Origin of the sequence: Mesorhizobium sp. (assembly GCF_004962245.1) — a bacterium.
GTDB lineage: Bacteria > Pseudomonadota > Alphaproteobacteria > Rhizobiales > Rhizobiaceae > Mesorhizobium.
Genome location: NZ_SUHQ01000028.1, coordinates 98,450 through 106,470 on the forward strand (window position 1 = coordinate 98,450; position 8,021 = coordinate 106,470).

The 8,021-nt window shown below is 60.9% G+C and carries 10 protein-coding genes; 1 reads left to right on the plus strand and 9 read right to left on the minus strand.

All coding sequences use genetic code 11. The annotated features are described in order from the left end of the window. Nucleotides 1–33: 33 nt before the first annotated feature. The 9 genes from E5X88_RS25925 to E5X88_RS25965 form a co-directional block, all read right to left on the minus strand. Nucleotides 34–762 (minus strand): sulfite exporter TauE/SafE family protein, encoded by a 729-nt coding sequence (locus E5X88_RS25925; protein WP_292166289.1) that lies wholly within the window; start codon nt 760–762, stop codon nt 34–36. Nucleotides 763–818: 56 nt separating this feature from the next. Next, nucleotides 819–941 (minus strand): hypothetical protein, encoded by a 123-nt coding sequence (locus tag E5X88_RS25930; RefSeq protein WP_292166291.1) that lies wholly within the window; start codon nt 939–941, stop codon nt 819–821. A gap of 158 nt (nt 942–1,099) precedes the next feature. After that, nucleotides 1,100–1,309 (minus strand): hypothetical protein, encoded by a 210-nt coding sequence (locus tag E5X88_RS25935; protein ID WP_127857033.1) that lies wholly within the window; start codon nt 1,307–1,309, stop codon nt 1,100–1,102. Then, a complete protein-coding gene (locus tag E5X88_RS25940) occupies nt 1,281–1,457 on the minus strand; it encodes a hypothetical protein (protein ID WP_189502422.1) in 177 nt (58 codons plus the stop codon). Before E5X88_RS25940 ends, E5X88_RS25935 begins: the two co-directional genes overlap by 29 nt. A gap of 3 nt (nt 1,458–1,460) precedes the next feature. Next, on the minus strand, nt 1,461–3,146 hold the full coding sequence (locus E5X88_RS25945) for a cbb3-type cytochrome c oxidase subunit II (RefSeq protein WP_292166294.1): 1,686 nt from the start codon (nt 3,144–3,146) through the stop codon (nt 1,461–1,463). Continuing rightward, nucleotides 3,143–4,576, minus strand: coding sequence for a cbb3-type cytochrome c oxidase subunit I (locus E5X88_RS25950; protein WP_292166296.1), 1,434 nt, complete (start codon nt 4,574–4,576; stop codon nt 3,143–3,145). The genes E5X88_RS25945 and E5X88_RS25950 overlap by 4 nt, the downstream gene beginning before the upstream one ends. A gap of 155 nt (nt 4,577–4,731) precedes the next feature. Further along, entirely contained in the window at nt 4,732–5,196 is a 465-nt protein-coding gene (locus E5X88_RS25955; protein ID WP_292166298.1) for a hypothetical protein, read from the minus strand. A 13-nt stretch (nt 5,197–5,209) separates the two neighbouring features. Continuing rightward, on the minus strand, nt 5,210–6,346 hold the full coding sequence (locus E5X88_RS25960; protein WP_292166299.1) for a metallophosphoesterase: 1,137 nt from the start codon (nt 6,344–6,346) through the stop codon (nt 5,210–5,212). Between the two features lie 90 nt (nt 6,347–6,436). Then, on the minus strand, nt 6,437–7,153 hold the full coding sequence (locus E5X88_RS25965) for a carboxypeptidase regulatory-like domain-containing protein (protein ID WP_292166301.1): 717 nt from the start codon (nt 7,151–7,153) through the stop codon (nt 6,437–6,439). Nucleotides 7,154–7,451: 298 nt separating this feature from the next. On the opposite strand from E5X88_RS25965, the gene E5X88_RS25970 reads away from it, so the two are divergent. Next, nucleotides 7,452–7,949: an SCO family protein gene (locus E5X88_RS25970; RefSeq protein WP_292166303.1), complete on the plus strand. Its 498-nt coding sequence runs from the start codon at nt 7,452–7,454 to the stop codon at nt 7,947–7,949. Nucleotides 7,950–8,021: the final 72 nt, after the last annotated feature.

Sequence of the window (8,021 nt, forward strand, 5' to 3'; positions counted from 1 at the left end):
AGCAATGGCTGCAGAGGATATCGCCATGCGCTGTCATGCGGGAAGTCCTCCCAGCCAGGCATGGCCGATATGCGCGTCCGAGGGCAGGAGACCACGGCCAAGCGTGATGAGGCCGAGCAAAAGAATAAAGCCGCCGGCCAGCCGCACGCCGCGCCGCCGCCAGGCTGGCCCGAGTATCCGGCCGACGCCGCCCATCATCAACATCGCCGGAAAGGTTCCCAGTCCGAACGACGCCATGACGAGAAAGCCGGGAACCGCTCCGGCGGTGCTCGCCGCCTGGGCGGCGAAGGCATAGACCAGGGGGCATGGCAGGAAGCCGTTGAACACGCCAAAGGCGAGCGGCGCAGCGCTGCTCCGGGCCGTCAGCAGGCTGCGTAGAGACATGGCAAACGTACTGCCGCCGAATCCGATCGCAAGCCGGTGAAAGACCTGCAGCAAGCCGAAGAACTGCAATGCCATGGCAATCATGAGCAGGCCAGCGACAATCGCGAGAATTCGCTGGGCGATGTCGAGGGAGCCGTTCAAGAGCGGCGGCGCCATCGAACCTTGCGTGGTGCAGATGACTTGACCGAGCCCGCCCGCGAGCCCGCCGAGGAAGCAGTAGGTTGTCAATCGGCCGGTATTGTAGAGCAGGTGGCGCGCAACGGTTGCGCCTCCCCCGCGCTGATCACGGCCCAGCGCGCAAGCAAAGCCGCCGCACATGCCGATGCAGTGAAAGCTGCCCGCGAACCCAGCGGCGAAGATCACGAGGAAATAGGTCATTGGCAGACCTCCTGTCGACGCGCCGCACGTTCAACGAGAAGTGTTGCTCTGCGCCGCTAATGGCGCACGAGGTAAGCCACCCACACGAAGAAGGCGATGTGCGCTATCGCGCCGCCGACCAAGGCGATCGTTTGGTACGGACTTGCATTTGCGAACGAGAAAACGGTATCTGCAAGCATACGCCTCCTCCTGGTCAGCCGAAATAAACAAGGGCAACGTTCATGGCGAGCGCGGAGAGCAGCAGGAAAAGATTCAGAATCGCCAAACCCATTACGATCTTAGCTATGAGCATCTCCTGCTCCTTCTCTCAACTCGTCGGCGTGCGCGACCGTGCTGTCTAACCAATCCTTCCCGGCCCGACCCCGCCCCAATAAAGGTAGGCGTAGTAGAGACCCCAGACGAAAAGAACCGCGTAGACGACCAGCAGCCATATCGGGATATACCCGTGTCGCGACTGGACGGTGCCACCGGCGTACTCCTCCATCTCGTGGTCGGGGTCCGAACCGTGAGACGGACCGTCACTTTGCGGTGTGCTTGGCGTTGTCATTCTCCGCTTCCCTTTCGTAGAATCTGGTGGCCGCTTCATCGGCGCCGTGGAAGGCGCCTGAAAGCACGCCCCAAATAAAGACACAGAGCGCACCGAGGCTCATAAGCAACGCGCTCACGTAGGGTCCGGTGACCTCAAATCCGAGCATAACTCAGCCTCCTTCGGCAGCATTTTGTTTCTCGGTCACCGATCCGCCGTTACCTTCGCCGAGTTCAGAAGTGTTCTGCGCCGGCACCCTGCCCGGAACATAGGCCTTGTCCGGAGAAGCCGCCTCCAGCGTCAGATCATTAAGCGCCGCGCGATCCGTGTCGCTGATCGTCAGCGGCTGCAATGTGAGCGGGTCTTTATAGGCGGAAAGTGCGAGGACGTAGTACGAGAGCGCCCAGCGGTCCTCCTCGGGCAACGAGTCCCGATAGGAGGGCATGGGCGTGCCGCTCAAGCCGGTCGTCATGGTCCGGAAGATATCCTCGACCGCCGAGCCTGACTTGAACTGGCCGCTGGTGAGGTCCGCAGGCACGATGGAGAAGCCGAGATCGTCCTTCAGCCCGGCAGCCTTCTGGCCATCGCCCTTTCCGCCTTGACCATGGCACTCCCAGCATTTCGCGATCTGCCACACTTCCTTGCCGCGCTCGAGGATTGCTTGGGAAACGGTGGGCGGCTTTGCGATGTAGAGAGGAGGGCCGGGTGGCTCTTCGATGAAAAATGCATAAGGCTGGGCCGGATCGGAACGGTCCACCGCCAACTCGTATTTAATGTACTGGATGACGGCGAGCCGATCCGTGAGAGGCAGTTCATACCAGGCCGGCATCGCCGTGCCGCGTACCCCGCGGGTGATCGTGCGCAAGAGGTCACCGTCAGTCGGCAGCGGCTCCTTGGTCAGTCGGAACTTGAACACAGCCGCCGCGAAGCTTCGCGGGCGCTGCTTGTGAAGGAAGGTGGCGGCAGGTCCATTGCCGTCGCCATTCACGCCGTGGCAACCGAGGCATCGCCGCTCATAGACCTCCCGGCCATGGGCGATCCATTCGCTCGAACGCGGGAATGTCACTTCGGTGACTTCAAGCTGCTGTGGTTCAAAAAGATCGCGCCATTTGCCGCGATCCATGCCGAGCTTCTGGATATAAGCGATCAGGGCTTCCAGGTCTTTCGTCTCTGCGGCGATCTTGACCGCGTCGCCTTTGTACTCCTCGTTCGGTATCACAATGACTGGGGCCTTGCCGCGCGCCTGCATCGGCACGAACAGCAGCCCGTCGGCATTGGGCGTGAGCTTGATCTGCTCCTTGCTCGCGAAGTCGAACAGCCCCTCGGAAACCGGCGTCCTCTCCAGCGTACGATTGCCGGCTCCGTCGTCGACGATCTTGACCGGCTGCTCGGGCTCGTCGAACAGTCCCCGATACGGCGCCATGATCGAATCCGGGGAGAGCATGCGCGGATTCCAGAAATGGGCAAGATGCCACTCGTCGCTGAACTTAAGTCCGACCCGCATCAGATCGGGTCCGATGCGCCGCGTGCCGAACAGATGCGGCACGTCGTAGGCGAATTCGCCTGACTCCGTCACAGGACCCCAGCGGCGTGTCTCGCCGGTCACCGGGCGCACGTACTGGGAATGGCAATACCAGCAACCTTCGCGCAGATACACGTCGCGACCGAGCTGTTGCAGCGGCGTGTAATCAGTGGCCTCGGTCATCATCCATTTGAGCTGGCCGAAATCGGTGCGGACCACGGCAGTAACCCGGTTGGTTCGCGCCGAGGGTTCGAAAAATGGCAGGAAACCCTGGGTGATGAGGGCGGCGAAGAAGCAAAAAATGCCGGCCACCAGGATAACAAACCGCGCACTCATCGCCCCGCCCCGCCAGCCGGAACCGGGGCCGCGCCGAATGCCGCACCTTCCGCCGCTTCGGCGGGCCGGGTCAGCGCCGTCATCATCATATTGATGACGAGAAGCGTCATCCCGATATCCATGCTGACGCCGGCAACAGTCCGCACCAGCCAATAGGGCCGCATCGAGATCACCGTGTCGAGCCACTCGGTGCCGGCCATCCACTGGAAGCCTTGCTGCAGCCCAGCGGCGGTCAGCACCAGGCCCATGGTGGAGATACCGACGGTAATCAGCCAGAATGCCCAATTGCCCATCGTAAACGACCAAAGCTCGCGCCCACAGGCCCGTGGCCAGACATAGACCAGGCCGCCCATTGCCCAGACCACGAACGTCCCGAACACAGTGAGGTGCGAGTGCGAGATGACGAAATCGGTGAAATGGGTCGGCTGCTGGATCGAACGCAAGGCTTCCGTCGAGCCCTGAAAGCACCCGACCAGATACATCAGCGAGCCCATGATGAGGAATTTCGCCGGGAGATTCTTGCCGAAGGCGTCCCAGCGGCCCATCACCGTGCCGAAGAAGTTCACCAGCACCGTCCAAACCGGAATGATCAGCAGCATGGAAGTGACGATCGCGATCGTCTCGGCCCAATCGGCGATCGGGCTGTAAAGATAATGATGGATGCCGACAAAGGGATAGAACAGGGCGAGGGACCAGAAGCCGACAAGCGAGAGCTTGTGGCCATAGATCGGATTGCCCACGCTGATCGGCAAAAAATTGTAGATCAGCACGTAACCCGCCGGCGTGATCCACAATCCAACGATGTAGTGGAGGTAGAGGCCGTGGAAGGCCGCGCTGTTTATGCCAGAAATCGTGTAGGGCAGGATGATGCCCAGTACGAGATTCATCGTCGTCCAGACGAAAGCCCCGATCAGATACCAGAGTGCGACATAGAGTGGTGGTTCGAGACGTCGGGCGATGGTGATCAGGAACTGTGCGGTCGCCGCGGCGACAACGAGGAAGATCGGGATTTTCGCGAAGAGCGGGAACTCGCCCGCTTCGAGGCCGTGGTTTGTGCCGAACGGCAACGAGATGAGCGCCGCCGCCACGGAGACATTCCACAGCCAGGCCAGCGGTACGCCCCATCGCGGCCAGGGCACCCGCACACCACAAAGGCGCGGCACCAGGTAATAGCATTCGCCGATGAAGAGGGAGGAAAAGGCGCCAAAGATGACGCCGTTGACGTGGACCGGCCGCAACCTGCCGAAGGTCAGTCCCAGGGTGGTGCCGAGATAATCGGGATAATTGAAGAGGCCCGACAGCGCCACGCCGATCGACGGTGTGACCAGGAGCCAGAACATGCCCCAATAAAGCCAAGTTCGCACCACCGGCCAGTCGACCAGCTCATCAAGGTCGATGCCGGCGAATCTGCCACGCAATGTCTCTGCCACGGCGCGCCTCTCCCATCACGCGCACTTGAACCGCGCGCATCTTCAGGACTCAACTCCAAACGTTACCGGCATCAAGAACCCCCGATGCCGGCGGCCGGTTTCAGATATCTTCCCGCGCAATCTTCGCTATGCAGCCCGCTCCAAGCCGAAAAGAACTAATGCTTGCCGGGGACCAACACCGAGCCGGAGTTCGACCAGGCGATGTATGCTTCCAAGGCCTTCATCGCTTCCGAATCGATCTCGATCTTTTCGCCCTGGTTAGGCTTCTCGATGCACCAGTTGATCATGTCGCGCAGCGTCGCGAATTTGCTCGTTTCCACCTGGAACTTCGGGTAGGACTGCGGGTGGGTGTCCGAGGCCATGGGATGGCACATTGCGCAGGCCATTCCCGTGGTGGAGAGGACGACGCCCATCTGTTTGGCGGTCGCCGCATCGCCGTGGAACAAGAGGTCGCCCTTCCTGACCTCCTCCATGAGCACGTCTTCGTATTGTTTCAACTGCTCCGGTGTGTGCGGTGCCTTGTGGGCACTGGTGGGGCCGACGAAGATGGCGACCGCCGCAATCGCTACGACGAAGGACGGACGGCACAACGTGCCGAGAAATGTCGCTCTGATTGTCATAGCCATTCCTCCCTTAGTATGGCCACATATTGTCGGCCATTCGCGGTCGCAACTTCTCGGGCTGACTCAACGAGGAATCCGGGTCTGACTGAACGAACACCTCCTTGCGGCCCCACATGATGTACTCGACGTCGACCTTGTCTTCGGCGTTGACGTTCACGGTTTCCCAACCGACCCCATCGAAGTGATCGCCGGGGTCGGCCCGGATCATCGGCTTGGTCAGCTTGGGCACGCCTTCCGGGGCATAGGGCCACGGCCAGGAGGTCGCCAGCATGCCGATCGAGCGCATGCTGCCGATCTCGTTGTAGAGCACCTGGTGGACGTGACCGTGGATGTTGGTGACCTTGGTATAAGGTTTCAGCACCTCATTCACTTCGCGCCAGTCGCGCACCCAGAAGTTCCAGGGCGGGTAATACTCGTAGAGCGGATTATGGCTGAAGATGACGATCGGTTTGGACTTATCCCAGTCGGCGAGTATCTTCTGCATCCAGTCGAGCTGGTCGCGGCCGACGCCGGCCCACGCGCCGGCGACCGTGCCGTCGAGGGTCGCCATATGGCCCATGCGCTCCTCTGGCGTCATCTTCTTCACTGTCCAGTAGTCCGGTCCCCGGCTGACCGTATCGAGCCCGATGAAGCGCACGCCCTTGTGGTCGAAGGTCCAGTTGGGCTGGCCGAACAGCTCGCCCCACTTCTTGCCCATATCCAGATACCAGTCGTGCTCGCCCGGGATGTAGTATTTCTTGATCGTCAGATCCTTGAGGAGATCGACGCCAAGCTCGAGTTCCTCGATCTTTCCGAGCTGGGCCAGGTCGCCGCCGAAGATCAGGAAGTCGGCCGGCGGATCCATGGCCTGGACCTCTTGCACGGCGCGCACTACCTTGTCGACGAAGCGCGTGTTGAGGGATTTCTCGTAGAGATGGGTGTCCGAAATCCAGGCAAATTTGAAGGGCGCTTCGGCGGCGTGAGCGACGTCGATCGTGTTGAGCAACGGCCACCACGCGAAGGTCTGGCCGACGGAAGCGGCGCCGAACAGCAGCGATCTGTGAATGAAGGTGCGACGGGTGATTTGGAGCGAGTCGTCGGGGCGTACACCAGGCTGCTGCAGCACCGCATGCATTTCGCGCCGAATGCGGTCAAGCTCGTCAGACATCAGGGTTCCTCCTCAGTGCAGACCGTTTCTTAAAGCGTCGGTCTTTTCATAGGAACGCGACCCTGTTGGGTCAGTGGGTCGCCCATTTTCTTATTTTTTCAGTTCAATCGTCAGGCTGGTAGGCTGATTCTCCGCTACTGTTACGGGCTGTTCGATGGGGCCGGTGAAGGGGTGGATCGCCACGAGCGTGTAGTTGCCAGGTGGCACATCGGGGATGCTGAACTTGCCATCGGCGCCGGTGATCGCGTAGTAGGGATTGTCCACCACGTAGACCCAGCCTTCCATCCAGCCGTGCGCGTCGCAGTCGATGCGGACAGTGCCGGCGCGCTTCAGTTCGACGGGTATGCGCTGTCCCTTGTTGGGCAGCGCCAGGTTGAAGGCGGTGCGCTTGCCATAGTAGCCATGGGTGTTGTGGAGCACTGGGTCGCCGTTGACGACCTCCAGCGAACCGGCCGGGATCACCTGAACCGCGGGCTCAAAACGGCATTTGATGTTGTCGATCTCCGGCGGCTTGCCGGGCTCCGGCCAGGCCTTTCCCTTGGCCACGTCGACCAGGTAGACTGCCGCGTTCAGCACGGCCTGATCGCTTCCGACCTCGATCAGCGGCTCCTCGCGGGTACCCCCGCACACCTCGACATCCTTGGTGGGGATGATCTTTGTTGTCGGCACGTCGCCGCGGTAGACGATCGTACCCTCGATCGTTCCGCCTCCCGTGACCGGACCCGCTTCGTAGGCTTGCGCAGGCGCTGACAGCGTCGCAACGAAAGTGATCGCCGCTAGCCCGCTGATCAGCTCAACAATCTTCATCGAAGCCGCCTCCTTCGTGAGGGGCCACCTATGAGGAAATATTTAGCGGAGGAAGTTACCACGTCCAGCCTAGTCAGTCAGCAACAAAATAAGATAAGATCAGTGCCAGCCGAAGTTGCTACGATCGAAACGTCGTACTCGGGAACCTGGAACGTCATTCTTGAGGTGCCGGAGGTACTTGATGAAGCGACGGCATGGACTCCTCCGCCCCTGGGCCTACGGTCCGCATACCCTCTTCTCCATCATATTCGCAGCGGCCCTGTCGATCTGCCCCCTGCTGGCGCGGGCTGACACGCCTGTGACGGTCGGCGGCTCATTCACGCTCACGGCGCCGGACGGAACGACGGTCACCGATGAGACTTATCGCGGCAAATGGCTGCTGGTTTTCTTCGGCTATACTTCTTGTCCCGACGTCTGTCCGGCGACACTGTCCGAAATCGCCGTGGCGATTGAGGAACTCGGCCCCGACGCCGCCAAACTGCAACCGATCTTCATCACCGTCGATCCTGAACGCGACACGCCTGAAGTGATGGGGAAATACACCGGAGCGATCGATCCAAGGATCGTCGGACTCACCGGCAGTCCGCAACAGATCGCCGCGGTTGCCCAGGGATATGGCGCCTATAGCGCGCGCCACAAAACTGAAGCGGGCGCCGAAGACTACGTCGTCGACCATAGTACTTACATCTACATTATGGATCCTCAGGGCAAATTCGTCCGAGGCCTGGACTTCGACACGCCGGCCAGTCTCATTGCCGACACGCTGCGCAAAATCATGGCGCAGCCCGATGAGTGAAGGAAGCCCTAGCTAGATGTGGTGCCTCAGCAGGTTGTCCCGATCGAAGCCGAGGCGGCTGATGGGTGGTTT

Bases quoted from the DNA above. Each gene is read 5' to 3' on its own strand.
- E5X88_RS25930 (WP_292166291.1), bottom strand. From the start codon at position 941: ATGCTTGCAGATACCGTTTTCTCGTTCGCAAATGCAAGTCCGTACCAA.
- E5X88_RS25965 (WP_292166301.1), bottom strand. From the start codon at position 7,153: ATGAAGATTGTTGAGCTGATCAGCGGGCTAGCGGCGATCACTTTCGTT.
- E5X88_RS25955 (WP_292166298.1), bottom strand. From the start codon at position 5,196: ATGACAATCAGAGCGACATTTCTCGGCACGTTGTGCCGTCCGTCCTTC.
- E5X88_RS25935 (WP_127857033.1), bottom strand. From the start codon at position 1,309: ATGACAACGCCAAGCACACCGCAAAGTGACGGTCCGTCTCACGGTTCG.
- E5X88_RS25940 (WP_189502422.1), bottom strand. From the start codon at position 1,457: ATGCTCGGATTTGAGGTCACCGGACCCTACGTGAGCGCGTTGCTTATG.
- E5X88_RS25945 (WP_292166294.1), bottom strand. From the start codon at position 3,146: ATGAGTGCGCGGTTTGTTATCCTGGTGGCCGGCATTTTTTGCTTCTTC.
- E5X88_RS25960 (WP_292166299.1), bottom strand. From the start codon at position 6,346: ATGTCTGACGAGCTTGACCGCATTCGGCGCGAAATGCATGCGGTGCTG.
- E5X88_RS25925 (WP_292166289.1), bottom strand. From the start codon at position 762: ATGACCTATTTCCTCGTGATCTTCGCCGCTGGGTTCGCGGGCAGCTTT.